Here is a 17826-nt window from a genome sequence, read left to right on the forward strand (position 1 = left end):
GATTAATCCCTCGCGGAAATTTTCTTTTCCAAAATCAGAATGGCATCTTTTCCGATTTTGTTTTTGGCAAACCAACCTTGGTTCACTTCCAAGGCGTATTTGGCAGGATTTAAAGAATTGTAAACCTCTGTGGTTTGGTTGGGCTTCATATCATGGGTTTCCAAAAGCCTAAAATCTTCTCCGAAATAACCGACGGTCAGGGGGATCATGGTATTTTTCATCCAAAAGGAAAGGTATTCCGCCTTGGGGAAAACAAATAACATCCCTTCATCCTCTCCTATTTCCTTTCTGTGCATAAGCCCCACCGCCCTTGCGCTCGGATTGTTTGCCACTTCCAATTTCAGAGAACGGCTTCCGATCGAGGCAAAGATAACATCCGTCTGAACCGGGGCGGATTCCGTCGGCCCGCAATTCACCACAAACCATAGAATAAAAATAAATGTTATCCGAGCTTTCATCATTTAACCTCCGAAATTCGGTTTTCTTTTCTCGAGGAATGCCCCGAGTCCTTCTTTGGATTCGGTATTTGCAAAAAGACCACCGAACAATTGTTTTTCCCAGTCCATTCCCTTGTCAAGCGTTGCTTCCAATCCCTGGCGGATTGCAGACTTCGCAGCTTTGATCGCAAGAGGACCCCGGGTAAGAATAGTAGAAATTAATTTCTCCGATTCTGCAATCAAATCCTCGGGAGCGATAATTTTATTGATAATTCCCAAACGATACCCTTCGTCCGCGGTAATCATATCTCCGCTGAAAATGAGTTCGCTTGCCCGTCCCACTCCGATAAGTCTGGGCAATCTTTGGGAGCCGCCGAATCCGGGAATGAGTCCGAGAGATACTTCGGGGAGTCCTAGCTTTGCGCCGGGAACCGCATAACGAATATCACATGCGAGAGCAAGTTCAAGTCCACCGCCCAAAGAAAATCCGTTAATGGCTGCAACCGATACAAGTGGAGAAAGTTCCAATTTTCTGAATACGGATTGGCCCAAGTCGGAAAATTGATTACCTTCTTTTTCTCCGTATTCTTTCATCTTGGCAATGTCAGCGCCCGCAACGAAGGCTTTGCCTTCACCGGTAAGAATAAAAGCACGAATGGAAGGATCGGATTCAAGAGTCTTAACCGCTTCACCGATTTCAGTGATCAGTTCCGCATTCAATGCATTCAATGCTTCGGGTCGTTTGATCGTTACCAAAGCGTAATCGGTTTTTTTTTGTATTTCTAAAAAAGGCAAAATGGATCTCCGTTTGTTTAATCTACTTCTAATAATAAAAACATAGTATCGTCGGCAAAAGCTTCAATTCCAAATTCTAATTTCAATTCTTGTAAAATCGCATTTTCCAGTTCATACAACTCTGTCAAAGCCCGGTTTTTGTTGAGGATTTGCAAAAAACCATCCGCACCTAATTCTTCGCCACGTGAAGTCACGGACTCAATCAAACCGTCCGTATAAATCACAAACCTGTCTCCCGATGCAAAGTTCAGTAATTTTTCCTGAACAATGGGAGAACGGATATTGAATCCCAAGATGGCACCGTCCGTTTCAATCTCGGAAAAAAGAGCGGCCTTAGGTGCGTGAATCAGATAAGGATGCCCCGCATTTCCTATGTTTAATCTTTTTTCTATAAAATCAAAGAACAGATACACCGCAGAGGCATGGTATTTGTTCAAATCCTTGGCTAACCTTTCATCCAGATATTCCAATAATTTCCCCGGCGAAAGTTTGAAACGATAAGGAATCGTAGAAACCAAAACCTTCATAATGGAGGCGACCATCGCGGAAGAAATTCCATGCCCAGCAACATCGGTAAGAAACACTCCCACGTTCCCTTCCCGGAGTTGTACAAAATCGAAAAAGTCTCCACCGATCAGGTTTGGATTTTTTCTATAGTATTTGTATTTGATACCGGGAATTTTCAGATCTTTGGGAAAGAGTGCGTCTTGTACTTTTTTTGCAAGTTCCAACTCCTGCTGCATGTATCTTCTTTCTTCAGATAACTTGTATAAGTCGGAAATGTTCTTTCTTTTGTTTAAAATAAAAACACTTCCCACAAGTCCGGATCCTATAAAAATAAAAATCGGAAAGATGCGCGAAAGAAGAGAAGTCGAGTAGGTTATGTTTGTCGGTATAAAATAAATATATACCAAATGAAAAAATACAAAATAAACTGCCCCGTAAATACAACTCAAACGGCCCAGTCGCAAACTATAAAGCAGAACGGGAACACTCATTGCCATCAAATAGGCGTTAGACAGATAAAAATTTTCAAGACTCGGAGCACGAATTAATGCTGAACAAACAGCCGCATACAATAATCCGTCGGAAACAAATCCGCTGAAAAAAATAATAAATCCTAGTTTGGTTGTTTTCGTATAATTTTGCGAAAGTAAAACAAGTCTTGCGATTGTGATCCCGAAAAGATAGGGAAACATATCTCCGATAAACGAAAAAAACGGAGGAAGGATGAGCAAAAAATAAGTACTGAAATGAATTAGAAATGCGTATAAAATATAAACCCGATCATATTTGAGTTCTACTAGCTGAAAAACTTGCGTATCGGAATGATTCGGCTGTTTGAATAAATCGTGAAAATAACGAAAAAAAGTCTGAGACAATTATGGTTCTCCCCACAGCAGGCTACGAATTTCCGAACCGATTAGGGTTATGGTGAAAGCCTTTCCAGAGTCAAGGTAATTGTCCAATGTATTCGCAAGTTCGAGAGCTTTTTTCTCATCTTCCAGTCGAAAGAAAAACGGATGGGAAACCGCTTTGTAGTTGTAAGGAAATCTCTCTGCGACAAGAAGAGTCACCCGGAAATGATCCGTCCTCGCTTCCAGCACGATATGACTCACGTCTTTGCGGGATAGCACCCTGGTAGTCGGCAGCCGATTCCAAGGATTCGATTGGGAAAGTACCGGCAAAAAAAGAAAAAAACTGAAGGAAACCAACCTTGCCATATGTTAGAATTTTCGGTATTCTTGGTGAATCGATACAAATGAAAAATATTTTTAAATCCGTTCTCTTCTCAATATGCCTGGCTGGTTTTCAATGTAAGCCCCATCCTCCCAACTTTGGTCTCAATCCTTATGCGGACTGGAGTTTGAATGACCCGGGGTTGCAACGGAATTCCCTCTATTTTCCTTTGGCGGAAACTTGGCCAGGCAGGGTCAGAACTTTAGACAAAGTCCACAAACAAACCTTGGTCAACTTGAATGAAATCGACGGATACAAAGAAGTCCCGGAAAGATCCGACAAGGAAGAATTATTTGCGGCAAGACTCGCTTTAGTATACCAAAGCCTCCCTGAAAAAGTTTCAGTTCTCTTGGATCGGTACTTGTATGGAATTTACTTTGTAAAAAATTTAGGGACTACAGGAGTAACAGGAATTATACGATACAACAAGGAGCCTATCGGAGGGATTGTTTTTTTAGATACCGATTTTTTAAATCAAAAGGCAAACGACTGGGCCACGTTCAAAGAAAAATCGGTTTTTACGGAACCGGAAGGAAAACAGATCCGGGTGATTTTGGAAAACGAAGAAACCGATACGGAAGCAGCGGCACTTGAATTTATATTGCTGCATGAATTCGGACATATACTTGCCACGGTAGAATCCCATGCTCCCGATTATAGTGAAACAAAGAGAGACTATAGAAATTTACCTTTTTTCAAAGGAATTTGGATCGGAGAATCGATCTCGGAATTTGACGAAGATGATTTTATCGAAAGAAAAAAAATAAAATTCTACAGTAAAGAAAAAATCAATCTGATCCCCGAAGGATTAAATCTTTATAAAGAACTTCACGACTTGCCCTTTGTGACCTTATATGCAGCAACCAATGCGGACGATTCGTACGCAGAAGCATTTGCTTCCTATGTTCATCTGGTATTGCAAGGCAAACCGTATGAAATTCATCTGATCGAACCGAATGCAAAGTCCATTATTTTCAGAAATGGAATATTAAGAGACGAAGGCAAACAATCCAGGAAATTTTTTGACAAAATTCTAAGCTCAAAATAATTGATTGCTTGCCGAAATTCCGCATCTATTTAGAATTGCATCTCCGATGAGACAGTCCTTTTTCCCCGGTTTGGTTCTAGTATTCGTTGTATCCACCTATCCGATATTTGGTGAAACAGAAAAGGAAAAAGAACCTAAAAAAGTATCAGTTGAAGCTTCTGCCGAAATCGTTTCCGACTTCCTTTGGCGGGGGATTTCTCTTGCGGGAGAAAATTTGCGAAGAAGAAACGGAGAGTCCTACTCGTCTTTCACTTACGCACCCGCATTACAACCTACCGTCAATATATTCTCTCCTGAAAAAACATTCCAAATCCAGTTATTCGGAAATTTCCAATTAACGGACCGCGGGGACAAGGATTCGGATAAAAGATTATTCCAATCCACATCGGGAGGGGTCGGCCCTTCTTATATTAGCGAAGAATCCAAATACTGGGACCCTTACAACCAGGATTCTTGCGCACAGACGATGCAAAACCAGCTAACTAACGCAAACGGAGATCTTACCCAATGCGGAAGCAGAGTTCCCGGCAGAGATGTGAACCAGAAACAGGAGCCGAACGGGATGAGACGTTCCGACGGATTGTTCGTAGTATTTGCCTACCACTTTGATCCGACGAAATTGGGGAGTTTTTCGGGAGGGATCTGGTTTTATAACACATTTCACAAATCCCCCGCATTTGCCATGGCGGCGCCAATACAAACTCCCAACGCATATGTTTCCGGAGGAACAGGGCTTCCTTATTCACCGAATACATTCAATGCAAACAATTCGAATGCGATCACAAGACTTTCGTGGCATGAATACTTTATAGTTTGGAAATTCCCTTTTTTGAAAGATTATGAGCCGACTCTTTCCTTTTTCACACAGTATTCCACGGAAAACGGAGGGTATATGTCCGGCAGGAATTATATATCTTTCAGCGTTGCAAGAGAATTCAGAAAAGATGAATTTTTCAGAATCCATCCTTCCGTAAACGTAGGTTATGCGATGGGGAATAATGCGATCGACAATAAAAACGGAATCCAAGATATAACGAGTACACTTACTTTCTTTTTCGGAGATTTTTTCGTCCGGGGAGGAAATGTCTATCGCCCGGATCTTTATATCTGGGATACGAACAATGCTTTCGGATATGCAGGGGGAGATCCCAACAGAGCGACCTGGAACAGAACGGCATCCGACGGATTAGTTCCCGATCCGTCCAAAATGTACGGTCCGGCCAATAGTTTTGTCCTGAATTCAATCGAATCTTTTTCTTCCGGAAATGCTGCAGTCGATTCCGTAGCAAAGATATGGGCCAGGGAAAAATACACTCTCCAAAAAATCCCTCAGATGTTATTCTACTTTAGCTTTGGTTATACGCATACTTTTTGAATTTTAGTTCATATCCCAATCAAAAAATCTGATTTCCTTTCTAATTTCTTGACAAATTAAAAACGATAAAGACAATCTTTCCAGCTTTGTGAGGTACTTATCCGTATGAAATGGTTTAGCAATCTTAAAATCCGTACCAGGATGTTGCTTGGTTTCTTTACTACATTGATTTTAATGATTCTAATTGGCAGTATGTCTCTTTGGACTACCCAAAATGTTTTGCATTCATTACAAACAGTTTATGCGGATCGAGTGGTTCCCATCAGTCAACTCAAGGATATTTCCGATTCCTATTTGATCGGCATTGTGGATGTTGCACATAAAGTGCGAAGCGGAAGGATGAAATTTGCAGACGGTTTACAATCCATCGCGACATCGGAAGAGAAAGCGACAAAGGTATGGGGCGAATACATGCTTACCTACCTAGTACCCGAAGAAAAAGTAATCATCGCAAAAATGGAATCGGAATTACCTTTGCTTAAGGAAGGAATTCGCAAATTAGAATACATCCTTCGTACGGAAAGCCAGTCCGAACTGGCCAAATTCACGTCGGAAGAAATGTATCCCAAATTCGAACCTTATACAAATCATATAAACGATTTAATCCGTGTTCAATTGATCATCGCGGAAAGAGAATACAAAGAATCGGAAGCCGATTACAAAGATTCCATATTTCTATTCTTTTCCGTTCTGGGACTAGCCATAGTAACAGTCATCTTAATTTCATTTCTACTATCGGCAGCGATCGCAAATCCGATGAAAGAAATCGTATCTATCGCAAAACAAGTATCAAGTGGTGATCTGGCGGTCCAACTTTCGGACAAATTGCTTCTCACTGATTCTCAAATTTCAAACCAATCGAAAAATAGCGAAATCAAAGTTCTAGCGCACGCCTTTTCCGAGTTGGTTGAATTCATCAAGGAAAGAGCGGGGATTTTGGAAAATATTTCCATGAGTGACCTGACAATGGATGTTTCCTTGAGATCGGAAAAGGATGTTTTAGGAAAAAGTTTGAGACTTATGGTATCCAATCTTTCCGAAATCATAGAAAAACTCCACTTTTCTTCGCAAGAAGTCGACTCAGGCGCTCAGCAACTAACAGATGCAAGCACCGCTTTATCCGGTGCTGCAAGCGAACAAGCGAGCGCTGTGGAAGAAATTTCAGCAACGCTCACTGAAATCGGAAATAGTTTTATATCCAATGCGGAAAATGCGGAACGTATGACCCAGCTTTCTCAGATCACAAACACACAGGCAGGAGAAGGAAATGCAAAGATGGCGGAATTGGTCGTTGCCATGCAGGAGATCAGCTCCTCTTTTGAACAAATCTCCAAAATCAATAAAGTAATAAACGACATTGCATTTCAAACAAATATACTTGCACTCAATGCGGCCGTAGAAGCAGCTCGCGCCGGACAACATGGAAAAGGTTTTGCCGTAGTCGCGGATGAAGTTAGGAATTTGGCACAGAAAAGTGCAAATGCAGCAGATGAAACCACAACACTGATTGAAACTTCCTTGAAAAAAGTAAAATTAGGCGGCCTTGCAACCGACAAAACGGCAGAGGTTCTCGCAAAAATTTCAGAAAGCGCTCAAAACGTCAATCAACTAACAACCGATCTATCCATATCGATCAATGAACAAAAATTGGCAATGATGCAAATCACGCAAGGAGTGGATCAGGTTACTACCGTTACATCAACGACTGCTGCATCTGCGGAAGAAGTTGCAGCATCCAGTGAAACTTTAAAACGTCAGGTGGAAATCATGCGTTCAGTCATACTCGGATTCAAGTTGAAAGCTCATACTTCCACCGCATTGGCCCGTATCGACCGCGGACAGATTGTACTGTAGAGAGGCGTTTTTGTGAACTCTAAAATTTTTACAAGAACTTGGGAAGAGGAATCGAACGAAGACACGATGGAGGGTCTATATCTGACCTTTTCATTGGACAATCGGGATTATGCCTTTGAAGTCCGTTACCTGGTAGAGATAGTGGCCTTACCTCCCATCACCACAATTCCGGGAACCGCAAGTTTTCTAAAAGGAGTGATCAATTTAAGAGGGAAAGTGATTCCCGCTTTAGATGTACGATTGCGTTTTCAAATGGAGTCAATGGACTATCATGATAGGACTTGTGCTCTTGTCGTCCAGTTGGAAGATCTGATCATTGCACTCATTGTGGACAGAGTAAACGAAGTGATCCGTATTCCCAAAGATCATATTGATCCTGCGCCAAAGATAGGTGATTCGGAAGCGAGCAGATTTATCATCGCGACAGGAAGGGTGGAAGACGATGTTAAAATCTTGGTAGACTTAACCAAACTTTTGTCAGATGAAGAGTCACACGCAGCCAAACAAACCGGGGCTCTCGGAACTTAGATGGAAAGAGATCGCAATGAAGTCATAGAGTTTCTTGCCGAGGCTAGGGAACTTTTAACCGGCATAGAAACCGAGCTTCTTCGATTTGAAAAACTCACCGATGCCTCGGGGAACATCGACAGGGAATCTTTGGATACTCTGTTTCGTTATTTTCATACGATCAAAGGCAGTTCCGGATTTTTCGGACTCACAGGAGTTGTAAAGATCGCACATGCTGCGGAAAATCTACTTGATTATCTCAGGATTCATCCCGAAGCCCAAGACAAGGAATCCCTTGAACTTTTTATAGAAGCCCACGATATTCTAAAAGAACTATTCGATACGGAAGAATCCGAACCTTCCGATGGTGACTTGCACAACCAACAGCATTGGGATTATTTGCAAAAATTAAATCTCAAAAACGAGCTTATCCGAAAGAACAAAGACGCTGATTTTCAACTAACCACAATTAAAGAAAAAGAATTCGAAATATTTTCCGAAGTAAAAAAGAAAGAACCGGAACCGGAGTTCGAGATCTTTATTCCTTTTAAAAAAGAGAAAGAGAAGGAAGTTGAAAAAAATATTACCACCAAACTGGCAAAAGTTGGTAAAAAAGATTTGCGAATCGATACGGATAAACTGGACAGTTTGCTGGATTTGGTGGGAGAAATCGTGATTGCCGAGCCAATGGTTACAAGCCACCCGGATCTAAAACATTTATCCTTTGAAAATTTCAACAAAGCCTCGCTTCATTTGAAAAAACTCGTTCGCAATCTCCAGGAAGTAACATTGAGTTTGCGAATGGTTCCTATTGCAGGGGTATTTTCAAGAATGGAGAGACTGGTTCGCGACACTGCAAAGAAAACAGGCAAACAAGTAAACTTAAGAATCATCGGAGAGGACACTGAAATCGACAAATCCATCGTAGAAGAAATATACGATCCTCTGGTTCATATCTTAAGAAATGCAATCGACCACGGATTGGAAACAACAGAAGAAAGAAAGGAAGCGGGAAAAAATCCGGTGGGAACAATTGAATTAGAAGCAATCCAATCAGGGAAAGAAGTTTGGATTTCCGCATCTGATGACGGAAAGGGATTAAATAAAGAAAAAATAATCAGTAAGGCAAAAGGACTCGGACTTTTGCGGGAAGGTGCAAATGAACTTACTGATAAGGACGTATGGGATTTTTTGTTTCACCCGGGATTTTCCACCGCTTCGGAAGTGACTGATCTTTCCGGGCGGGGAGTCGGCTTGGATGTGGTCAGAAAAAATGTGAACGCCTTAAAAGGGTTTGTGGACGTTCATTCCAGTCTGGGCGAAGGAACTACATTTCTGATTCGAGTCCCACTTACACTTGCTATAATAGAAGGTATGGTTGTCAGAAAGGGAGACGGTTTTTTCATACTTCCGTGCATTGATGTGAAAGAAACTTTTTATCTATCCAATGCACAGTTCAGCGAACTTTACAAAAACAATCATATGTTCTCATACCGTGACGTCATGATCCCCATTGCCGACTTAGATCTGTTATTTGGGAACGACTCTTCTTTAGGAAATACGGAAAGTTTCAAGAATACGTATGTGCTGGTAGTGGAGTCGGAAGATAAAAGAATAGGAATTCCTTTCGATGAAATCATAGGCAACCAGTCCATAGTAATCAAACCGATATCTTCGATATTTAAAAATATTTCCGGGCTGGCGGGATGTACGGTGCTCGGAAACGGGCAAGCCGGATTGATATTGGATGTTAGAAAATTGATTTCCAATTATTTTTCCCAAGACCTTCGAGGGACAAGATGACAGTTCGTAAAGTACTGATTGTAGACGATCAAAAATCAGTTCGTTCCATGATACGCAAGTGGATCGAATCCGATCCTGAATGGAAAGTTGTTGCAGAAGCATCTAACCCGTTTGAGGCGAGGGATCGGATTCTGGAAACCAATCCGGATGTCATGACTTTGGATGTTCATATGCCGGGAATGGATGGAATTGAATTTTTAAAGAAACTTCTTCCTCAATATCCTCTACCAGTAATCATGTTTAGCTCACTCACGACGGAAGGAGCAGGCACAACACTCGAAGCACTCGAGGCCGGAGCATTTGATTTTTTATCAAAACCCTCGGGCACACCCGAAAGCCTGGAGGAAACAAAAACTGATTTGTTGGAAAAACTAAAATCAACAGTCGGATTCAATGCAGAGTCAAATCTTCTTCGCAATACTTCCATCCCGAAAGCCAAGATCCAACAGGAACCGGCTTCGACTTACAAAAAAAAATTCATTCTAATCGGATCTTCCACAGGCGGAACAAACGCTTTACGTACGGTTCTTTCTTCATTTAACGAACATATGCCTGCTACTCTTGTAGTTCAGCATATGCCTGAAAATTTCACTTATTTATTTGCGAAAAGATTAAAGTCGGAACTAGGACTTGAAGTTCGGGAAGCACAAAATAACGAGAACATCCAAGCAGGAACTATATTGATAGCTCCGGGAGATTTCCATCTAACGATTCAAAAAAATGGAAAAGATTATTTTACAAAACTGACAAAAACGGAAAAATATAATGGGCACAGACCGTCGGTGGATGTTTTATTTGAATCGGTGGAAGCTTTAAAAATCTCAGATCAATCCGTAGGTGCCATATTGACGGGAATGGGCGGAGACGGAGCAAAAGGACTTTTGAAACTTAAAAATAGCGGATGTTTAACCATCGGTCAAAACAAAGAAACATGTGTCGTTTACGGAATGCCCAGGGTCGCCTTTGAAATCGGTGCGGTCGGTCACCAATTGCCCCTGGATCAAATCGGAGAAAAAATCAAAGCTTTGGCGCAATTATGATTCCTCATATATTAATATTCGATCCCTCCCGTTCTTCTGCTGAAGTTATTTTAAAATATATTGAAGAGCTGAACTATACCGCAGAACATGTAGTAGACGAAAACTCCTTTCGGGCATCTTTGAGAGAAGGTCGTTTTTCCATTTCAATCATCGAAGCAACAAGTATTCCTTCGGACGGTGATACGTTTTTCGAAAAACTAAAACAAAATTATCCCGATTTGTTGATTTTACTGACTGCGAACGAATCTATGTGGAACCATGTTTCCCAATATTTAAATCAACATCGTGCTTACGATTTTATACCTAAACCCGTCGAAAAAGGAAAATTCAAAATCGCAGCAGAAAGAGCTGTCGATTTTTTCATTTTAAAACAGAAAGCAGAGACTGTAAAAGAAGGAGAAAACGTCCTCTTTCGAAAAATGATAGAAATATTCGACTGGAAGAAGTCGCTTACTGGAAAAGAATCAGACAATATTGCAGGACATCTTATCCACCAAATGAATATTAGTTTGTTTCAGGGAAGCGGAATCGGAACTTTAATGAGTATAGTGAGTGTCCTTTTAAGTAGATCAAAATTCGACGAATCCACATCCACCTATAATTTTAATAAAAACTTATTCGACCTCATCCAGGAAAACTATGAAGCAGCAAGAGGAATGATCGATAGTATGACCATATCCCAAACGATCATAGACGATTCGGAAGACGTTGAAGACTTTCTCCCTTCGCAGATTCTATTCGAGATAACAAACGGAGAAGTTTCGGATTTGAATGAAGCTTTGAATTTAAAAAACCAGAAAATCTCAGTCAGCGGGCTACCGAGCGGTCTCTCCAATTCGACATTAAGATGTAACACGGAAAAGATGAAGAATGTAATAAGGGAATTGCTCATCAATGCGATGAAGTATTCCAAAGAAAACGATACCATCTATATTATATTTTTTCTAAAGGAAAACTTCCTGGAATTAAAAATATTGAATCCCGCTTATGAGAATCCCGATCATTCCGTGGGTGTTACGGGAAAACACGAACAATTGGTTTTCGAACCGTTTTATCGGATTTCTTCCGTTGTAGATGACAATTATGCAAAATATGAACAATTTCGATTCGGATTGGGTTTGTCTTTGATTCGAAAAATCATGGAACAACACAACGCCAATATTGAAATCTATACTATTGAAAATAATATACGCGAAAATAAAGCAAGTGAAGTTTGTCTTACCTTACGTTTTCCTTTAAAGAGATAAAGCAGGAGTTATTTTATGGCAAAAATACTAACAGTGGACGATGCACCGGTCGTATTAAAAATTTTGAATCTGGTTTTGACAACGGAAGGACATGAAGTGACCTCTGCATCAAACGGAACCGATGCTTTGGCAAAAATAGAAAACGAAACTTTCGATATCGGAATCTTCGATGTGAATATGCCGGGGATGACGGGCATCGAACTCACAAAAAAAACTCTGGAATCAAAGAACGGAAAAAACATGAAAATAGTAATGTTAACAACGGAATCAAGTGAAGAGATGAAAAAGAAAGGGCAGGAAGCGGGAGCCATAGGTTGGTTGATCAAACCGTTTGCCAATGAGTCTTTGATCAAATTGATTCAAAAACTTACATAGATTTTTTTAGTTGAATCATTATGGATAACCAAACTTTCGTTTTAGTCTGGGCCGTTTTATTCAACCTTATCATAACATCTGCATTATTTTATATCTCGACGAAAAAGGATTTTTCTTTCGGATTGAGATCCATCTCCGTTGCTTTTTTTATTTTAGAACTGAGATTCTTTTGTCTTCTTTTCGATGAAATATGGAGAACTCCGATCCTATTTCCCATGGCGGAGATTCTAAGTCTGTCCTCCGGTTGTTTTTTGATTCATAGTTATTTTAAATTAGCTAAGAAAAAAATCAAAACCAGCTATCTATATCTTTTATTCGTATCGGGAACCGCTTCCATCCTGATATTATATTTCCTCCAAATCGGATTGCCTTATCTGGCAATACCGAATGTAATCGTCACATCCGCCGGATTTTTCCTGCTTGGGCTAGGTTTCTTTTTTCATAGGGAATTTTCACCTAATCTAAAAAAGGTTATCGCCTACATTGCGTGGATCATTGCAATTCACAGATTGAATTACCCGATCACACTTGGCATAGACTACTTAAAACCTTGGGGATATTTGATCAACGGAACTCTCGTATTTGCGCTAGGAGTGGGAATCATTATTATTTTTCAGCTAATCCATCAAAAAAAGTTAATTGAGTCTAACGAAGAATTGGAGGCGGTTCAAAAGAAAATAAAAGAAATCAATCTCCGTCTTCTGATTTTAAACAATCAAACTCCCGCAATACTTTATAGCATTCGGCTTGATCCGTCACCTCACTTTGATTATGTGAATTATCAGGCGTCCAATTTGACTGGGTATAGTATCCAGGAATTTTACGAAGACAAGGAAATCCTGGAAAAGATCATTTTTCATAGGGACAAAGAAAAGTTCGCGCTTTTCGTTGAAGGAACCTCCCCTATTTTGCTAAGATGGGTTCATAAAAACGGAAAAATACTTTGGACTGAACATTATACTACGATCGTCTCCGATGAAAGTGGGCACCCGATTTCCATCGACGGAGTTGCGTTGAATGTTACCGAAACAAAGAACGCTGAGAAATCCCTTGCTCTGGAAAAAAACCTGAACTTGACCGTATTCGAAAATGCGGCGAGCTTGCTGATTATCACTTCCAAACAAGGATTGATCGAAAATTTCAATTCCTCGGCAGAGCATCTAATGGGGATTAATCGGTATGAAGCGATAGGAAAGTTTATTTATGATATCATGCTGCTTGCCACAGACAGAAAGGCATTACAGGATTTGATCGAAGACATTTCGGATTTTCAATATATCACGGAAAGTATCACTCTTCGTTGTATTTCCAAAGACAATCAAATCAGATTTTTGGAATGGAGACTTGGTACGATCAAAAACAGAACAGGCGAAATCATCAAAATCATTTGGATCGGTATCGATCAGACTTTAAAACGAAAAGCCGAAATTGAACTGAATGAACTCAATAAATCCTTGGAAAATAAGATTCTGGAAAGAACTCTTGAGTTGCAAAACAAAAATTCGGATTTGAATAAGGCCTTGGAGAACCTCAGTAAAACACAGGAAAAACTGATTCACTCAGAAAAACTAGCGTCCCTCGGACAACTGATCGCCGGGTTATCCCATGAAATCAATAACCCGATAGGAGCCATAAAAGCATCGACCGAAACGTTACATAGAGAATGGGAAGATGACTACAGTTCAAAAAACAGGCAAGTCATAGAAGACAATATTTTAGAACTGACGAAATTATCTGACATTAATATTGGTTTAACGACAGGGATTACGAATCGGAAACTGCGGAAAGAACTGAAGACAAAGCTGGAAACAAAAGGAATCAAACTTGCGGAAGCTTATGCGGAACTTTTAACGGATGCGGGAGTAGTAGACGTTGGTAACGATGATCTAGATTTGATTTCCAGTTGCGATAGCCCGGAAACTTACAGCCAATTGAGAAGAATTTTGGTGATCAACGGATCAATGAATCATATTTTTTCCGCAACCAAACGACTTGCTAGAATTACATACGCCTTAAAGAATTTTGCAGGGATTCAATCCGATAGCGCGTTAACACCTTACAAACTGGAAGATACGATTTATTCCGCTCTCAATCTTTACAAAGATCATTTTACAAAGACTGTAACCTTAGTCACCAAATTTGAGTTTGATGGACATATCCATTGCAATCCTTCCGACTTGATTCAGATGTGGTCCAATTTTATTTTGAATAGTCTCCAAGCGATGAATTACCAGGGAACTCTCACTCTTAGAACCGGAGTCAAAGGAAATTTTATCGAAGTTTCAATAGAAGATACCGGTTCGGGCATAAGCGAAGAGAACAGGTCAAAAATATTTCAACCCTTCTTTTCAACGAAAGAAGCCGGAGACGGTGTCGGACTAGGGCTTTATTTGATTAAGGAAATTGTAAAACACCATCATGGACAAGTTTCCTTTGAATCAAAGGAAACAAGAACAAAGTTTTTAGTCCAATTTCCTATTTAAAATGAATCTTGGCACTCTCATCCACTTCGCCAATCTTCACGCCGGATTCTCCCAAAGTTCGTAGCTGGGAAAGTAAATTTGATTCCTCTTTCGGATCGACAACCAAAATATAGCCCACTCCCATATTGAAAGTGGCAAACATATCTTCTTCTTTCAGCTTATGATCTGTTTTCAGTTTTTCAAATACATAGGAAGAAGGTAAGTTGGTTTTTGTGATTTGCGCTCCGAGTCCTTTAGGTAAGACCCTTGGGATGTTTTCATAAAATCCCCCTCCGGTGATATGAACCATTCCTTTGATGGAAACTTTTTCAATTAGCTCCAAAATCAATTTTACATAAATTTTTGTGGGAATAAAAACATGTTTTTCGATAAATTCCAATTCGGAAGAATTTGTAGGTAATTTACCATTTGGCAAAAGCAATTTTCTAATGAGCGAAAAACCGTTGCTATGTGGTCCGCTGGAAGGCAACCCTATGATGGAATCTCCTTTTTTAATGGATCCTCCATCTATCATTTTGGATTTTTCCACAGCACCTACTACAAATCCGGCCAAATCGTATTCTTCCGCATCCATAAGCCCCGGATGTTCCGCAGTTTCCCCTCCGACAAGAGAGCAGTCCGCGAGTTTACATCCTTCCACAATGCCCGAAACGATCTGTTCCATTTTTTGTACATTCAGTTTTCCACATGCAATATAGTCTTGAAAAAAGAGGGGTTTTCCTCCGTTTACCAATATATCATTCACACACATTGCTACCAAATCAATACCAACTGTGTTGTGTTTGTCGAGCTGTCTTGCGATTTCCAGTTTGGTTCCCACCCCATCCGTGCCGGAGAGTAAAATCGGTTGATTGTAATTTTTTAAAAAACTAACATCATAACATGCGGCAAATCCACCAAGCCCGCCTAGAACGTTCTTATTATGTGTGGAAGCTACGTTTTGTTTGATTCTTTGGACAAACTCTTGTCCTTTTTCGGTATCAACACCGGAATCTTTATATGATATGGGACTTGCATCAGACATGTCTTTCACTTCCTTTTAGATCAATCAGTACAATTTTAGAATTTTCCGCGAATTTATTTACGATCAAATTTGTTGTGTGGATATATTTTTCATTGGAAGTATTCAGAAAAATCTCCAAATGATTTTGTCCCCGGGAGTTCAACCCGAGAACATTTTTGATATGAATGGCAGTTCCCGAATTTCCCTCATAGACGGATACATCGGGATAATGTTTCAAAATACGTTCCTTTAAAAAAACATAATGAGTGCATCCCAAAACAAAAACGTCCGTCTCTTTTATTACAGATAGAATCTTTCCATTTAAAAGATCCCAAGCTTCATCTAATAAACATTCATCGATCAACTTGGCAAGTCCTTCGCAAGGTACTGCAATGTAGTTGTTTCGTTTTGGTAAAGTATCCAACAGGTTTTTGAATTTTTCCTCTTTCAATGTCAATTCCGTAGCAAAAATTGCAACCGGCTTGTTCGGATGGGAAAGAGAAGCAGGTTTGACTGCAGGCTCCATTCCGAAAATAGGAATCTTATGTGTATCGCGAAGAAAACCGGCGGCAGCGGATGTAGCGGTGTTGCACGCAAATAGCACCGCCTTACAATCCTTACCTTGCAAATACCGAAATGCATTTTCAGACAACTCAATTACCTTTTCTTTGGACAGCGAACCGTAAGGGCTATTTTGCAAATCGGAATAATATACAAAATCGATATTGCCCAACTCTTTCCAAAGCGACTCTAAAACGGAAAGTCCTCCGAGGCCCGAATCAAATAATCCGATCCGATATCTGGAATCCGAAGCCATCAAGACCTTAGATATTGGCTAATTGATTCGGCGAGTGTTTTGTAAATCCAATCGAACTTAGAATCGTCTTCTTCCAGTAAGGTGACCCTGAATCCGTTCAGAGAACAACAGAAAGAACTCAAAGGAACCACACAGATTCCGGCCGATGCAAGCAAATGTAACACAAACCTTCGGTCCAAAGCGGCTTTGGAAAGAAGAGGTTCCACATATTCTTTCACTTTAACGTTTGTTATTGGCAAGGACATATTGTCTTTCAATGCTCCTTCGTCGAAAAGAACCGTCAGGTAAAACGCGCCCTTGGGTTGTACTACCTTCACACCTCCTATTCCGTCAAAGGCTCTCGTAGCTTTTTCCGCCCGTTTTTTAAACTTTTCATTCCTTCGTTTTAAATGAGGGATAAAGTCAGGGTGGGAATACACCCTCGGAATGGACAACTGAGGAAGGGTGGTAGAACAGACTTCCAACATCTTTGCATCTAACAGAGATTTGATGTATCTGTCGAAGACAGGATCGTTCTTACGATTGAAAATTTCAAGCCAACCGCAGCGTGCTCCCGGCCAGGGAAATTCTTTGGAAATGGACCGAAGAGAAAGCCCGCACACCGTATCACCGATCACTTCGGAAAGATGGATGGAACCACCTTCGGAATAATTTACATGTGCGTATGTTTCGTCACAGATCAGAATGATATCGTATTTTTCACAGATCTTTACAATCTCGTGCATCATTTCCTTCGGGTAGACTGCGCCTGTGGGATTGTCCGGATTGATAAGTAGTATCCCCGCAATGGAATCATTGTATTTCACTTTATTTTCAATGTCTTCCAGGTCAGGCATCCACTCGTTGTCAGGATTCAGTTTGTATGTTAGGTGCTCATACCCGGAGTGTGCAGCCTCGGCGGAAGACAAAGTGGAATATGCAGGCGATGGCCCGAGAATACGCGCTTCCCTTCGCATAAATCCGAAGATCTTTGCTACGGCATCACCTAGTCCGTTAAAAAATAAAATATCATCGTGGGTAATCCTGGCCCCACCTCTTTCGTTCACTTTGTTCGCTAAGAATTTTCTTGTTCCTTCGTCCCCTTGCGTGGCGGTGTAGGCCCAAGACTTATTTTCCTGAACGAGACCTTGAACGATTTCTTTCATCCAAGGTACAATGGCTTCACCCTTCTCGATCGGATCGCCAATATTTTCCCAGGTGATCGAAACACCTAACTCTTGTATGTTCTTTGCGATGCCTACGATTTGTCTGATCTCGTAAATGAGTGCATCTGCTCCGGAATGGACTATATTTCTTCTCATA

General features: G+C 40.6%; 16 protein-coding genes. 9 read left to right on the top strand and 7 right to left on the bottom strand.

The window, feature by feature from the left end; translation table 11 throughout:
- Positions 1 to 2: 2 nt before the first annotated feature.
- From EHS11_RS08645 to EHS11_RS08660, 4 genes are read right to left on the bottom strand one after another with little or no spacing between them, the layout of a single operon-like run.
- Positions 3 to 458, bottom strand: coding sequence for a DUF192 domain-containing protein (locus EHS11_RS08645; RefSeq protein WP_210413661.1), 456 nt, complete (start codon positions 456 to 458; stop codon positions 3 to 5).
- A 3-nt stretch (positions 459 to 461) separates the two neighbouring features.
- Positions 462 to 1232 carry an enoyl-CoA hydratase/isomerase family protein gene (locus EHS11_RS08650; RefSeq protein ID WP_135764000.1) on the bottom strand — a complete coding sequence of 257 codons (771 nt, stop codon included), beginning with the start codon at positions 1230 to 1232 and terminating at the stop codon, positions 462 to 464.
- Between the two features lie 17 nt (positions 1233 to 1249).
- On the bottom strand, positions 1250 to 2614 hold the full coding sequence (locus EHS11_RS08655) for a PP2C family protein-serine/threonine phosphatase (RefSeq protein WP_135764001.1): 1365 nt from the start codon (positions 2612 to 2614) through the stop codon (positions 1250 to 1252).
- Positions 2615 to 2956: a hypothetical protein gene (locus EHS11_RS08660; protein WP_135764002.1), complete on the bottom strand. Its 342-nt coding sequence runs from the start codon at positions 2954 to 2956 to the stop codon at positions 2615 to 2617.
- 38 nt (positions 2957 to 2994) lie between these two features.
- Here EHS11_RS08660 and EHS11_RS08665 point away from each other — a divergent pair, with 38 nt between their 5' ends.
- The 9 genes from EHS11_RS08665 to EHS11_RS08705 all read left to right on the top strand — a co-directional run bounded on the left by EHS11_RS08665 (position 2995) and on the right by EHS11_RS08705 (position 14704).
- Positions 2995 to 4020, top strand: coding sequence for a hypothetical protein (locus tag EHS11_RS08665; RefSeq protein WP_135764003.1), 1026 nt, complete (start codon positions 2995 to 2997; stop codon positions 4018 to 4020).
- Positions 4021 to 4066: 46 nt separating this feature from the next.
- Positions 4067 to 5395 (top strand): hypothetical protein, encoded by a 1329-nt coding sequence (locus EHS11_RS08670; protein ID WP_135764004.1) that lies wholly within the window; start codon positions 4067 to 4069, stop codon positions 5393 to 5395.
- Between the two features lie 105 nt (positions 5396 to 5500).
- Positions 5501 to 7249 (top strand): methyl-accepting chemotaxis protein, encoded by a 1749-nt coding sequence (locus EHS11_RS08675; protein WP_135764005.1) that lies wholly within the window; start codon positions 5501 to 5503, stop codon positions 7247 to 7249.
- A gap of 66 nt (positions 7250 to 7315) precedes the next feature.
- Complete coding sequence (locus EHS11_RS08680; RefSeq protein WP_135764249.1) at positions 7316 to 7777, top strand: chemotaxis protein CheW; 462 nt, start codon at positions 7316 to 7318, stop codon at positions 7775 to 7777.
- On the top strand, positions 7778 to 9559 hold the full coding sequence (locus EHS11_RS08685) for a chemotaxis protein CheA (protein ID WP_135764006.1): 1782 nt from the start codon (positions 7778 to 7780) through the stop codon (positions 9557 to 9559).
- Positions 9556 to 10599: a protein-glutamate methylesterase/protein-glutamine glutaminase gene (locus tag EHS11_RS08690; RefSeq protein ID WP_135764007.1), complete on the top strand. Its 1044-nt coding sequence runs from the start codon at positions 9556 to 9558 to the stop codon at positions 10597 to 10599. The genes EHS11_RS08685 and EHS11_RS08690 overlap by 4 nt, the downstream gene beginning before the upstream one ends.
- Positions 10596 to 11846 (top strand): hybrid sensor histidine kinase/response regulator, encoded by a 1251-nt coding sequence (locus EHS11_RS08695; protein ID WP_135764008.1) that lies wholly within the window; start codon positions 10596 to 10598, stop codon positions 11844 to 11846. Before EHS11_RS08690 ends, EHS11_RS08695 begins: the two co-directional genes overlap by 4 nt.
- 15 nt (positions 11847 to 11861) lie before the next feature.
- A complete protein-coding gene (locus EHS11_RS08700) occupies positions 11862 to 12221 on the top strand; it encodes a response regulator (RefSeq protein ID WP_135764009.1) in 360 nt (119 codons plus the stop codon).
- A 20-nt stretch (positions 12222 to 12241) separates the two neighbouring features.
- The gene (locus EHS11_RS08705; protein WP_135764010.1) at positions 12242 to 14704 is read left to right on the top strand and encodes a PAS domain-containing sensor histidine kinase; all 2463 of its coding nucleotides are present in this window, start codon (positions 12242 to 12244) and stop codon (positions 14702 to 14704) included.
- Here EHS11_RS08705 and purM read toward each other — a convergent pair.
- From purM to EHS11_RS08720, 3 genes are read right to left on the bottom strand one after another with little or no spacing between them, the layout of a single operon-like run.
- Positions 14697 to 15728 carry a phosphoribosylformylglycinamidine cyclo-ligase gene (purM, locus tag EHS11_RS08710; protein WP_135764011.1) on the bottom strand — a complete coding sequence of 344 codons (1032 nt, stop codon included), beginning with the start codon at positions 15726 to 15728 and terminating at the stop codon, positions 14697 to 14699. The two genes, EHS11_RS08705 and purM, sit on opposite strands and share 8 nt — an antisense overlap.
- A complete protein-coding gene (gene murI, locus EHS11_RS08715; protein ID WP_135764012.1) occupies positions 15721 to 16524 on the bottom strand; it encodes a glutamate racemase in 804 nt (267 codons plus the stop codon). Before murI ends, purM begins: the two co-directional genes overlap by 8 nt.
- Positions 16524 to 17825: a pyridoxal phosphate-dependent aminotransferase gene (locus EHS11_RS08720; protein ID WP_135764013.1), complete on the bottom strand. Its 1302-nt coding sequence runs from the start codon at positions 17823 to 17825 to the stop codon at positions 16524 to 16526. The genes murI and EHS11_RS08720 overlap by 1 nt, the downstream gene beginning before the upstream one ends.
- Between the last annotated feature and the right edge of the window lies 1 nt (position 17826).

The sequence above is a fragment of the Leptospira ilyithenensis genome, assembly GCF_004771005.1.
GTDB classification, from domain to species: domain Bacteria; phylum Spirochaetota; class Leptospiria; order Leptospirales; family Leptospiraceae; genus Leptospira_A; species Leptospira_A ilyithenensis.

What these genes read in the sequence shown, in the direction of transcription:
- EHS11_RS08645 (WP_210413661.1), bottom strand. Translation starts at nt 458, where the DNA reads ATGAAAGCTCGGATAACATTTATTTTTATTCTATGGTTTGTGGTGAAT.
- EHS11_RS08660 (WP_135764002.1), bottom strand. Translation starts at nt 2,956, where the DNA reads ATGGCAAGGTTGGTTTCCTTCAGTTTTTTTCTTTTTTTGCCGGTACTT.
- EHS11_RS08665 (WP_135764003.1), top strand. Translation starts at nt 2,995, where the DNA reads ATGAAAAATATTTTTAAATCCGTTCTCTTCTCAATATGCCTGGCTGGT.
- EHS11_RS08670 (WP_135764004.1), top strand. Translation starts at nt 4,067, where the DNA reads ATGAGACAGTCCTTTTTCCCCGGTTTGGTTCTAGTATTCGTTGTATCC.
- EHS11_RS08675 (WP_135764005.1), top strand. Translation starts at nt 5,501, where the DNA reads ATGAAATGGTTTAGCAATCTTAAAATCCGTACCAGGATGTTGCTTGGT.
- EHS11_RS08680 (WP_135764249.1), top strand. Translation starts at nt 7,316, where the DNA reads ATGGAGGGTCTATATCTGACCTTTTCATTGGACAATCGGGATTATGCC.
- EHS11_RS08685 (WP_135764006.1), top strand. Translation starts at nt 7,778, where the DNA reads ATGGAAAGAGATCGCAATGAAGTCATAGAGTTTCTTGCCGAGGCTAGG.
- EHS11_RS08690 (WP_135764007.1), top strand. Translation starts at nt 9,556, where the DNA reads ATGACAGTTCGTAAAGTACTGATTGTAGACGATCAAAAATCAGTTCGT.
- EHS11_RS08695 (WP_135764008.1), top strand. Translation starts at nt 10,596, where the DNA reads ATGATTCCTCATATATTAATATTCGATCCCTCCCGTTCTTCTGCTGAA.
- EHS11_RS08700 (WP_135764009.1), top strand. Translation starts at nt 11,862, where the DNA reads ATGGCAAAAATACTAACAGTGGACGATGCACCGGTCGTATTAAAAATT.
- EHS11_RS08705 (WP_135764010.1), top strand. Translation starts at nt 12,242, where the DNA reads ATGGATAACCAAACTTTCGTTTTAGTCTGGGCCGTTTTATTCAACCTT.
- purM (WP_135764011.1), bottom strand. Translation starts at nt 15,728, where the DNA reads ATGTCTGATGCAAGTCCCATATCATATAAAGATTCCGGTGTTGATACC.
- murI (WP_135764012.1), bottom strand. Translation starts at nt 16,524, where the DNA reads ATGGCTTCGGATTCCAGATATCGGATCGGATTATTTGATTCGGGCCTC.
- EHS11_RS08720 (WP_135764013.1), bottom strand. Translation starts at nt 17,825, where the DNA reads ATGAGAAGAAATATAGTCCATTCCGGAGCAGATGCACTCATTTACGAG.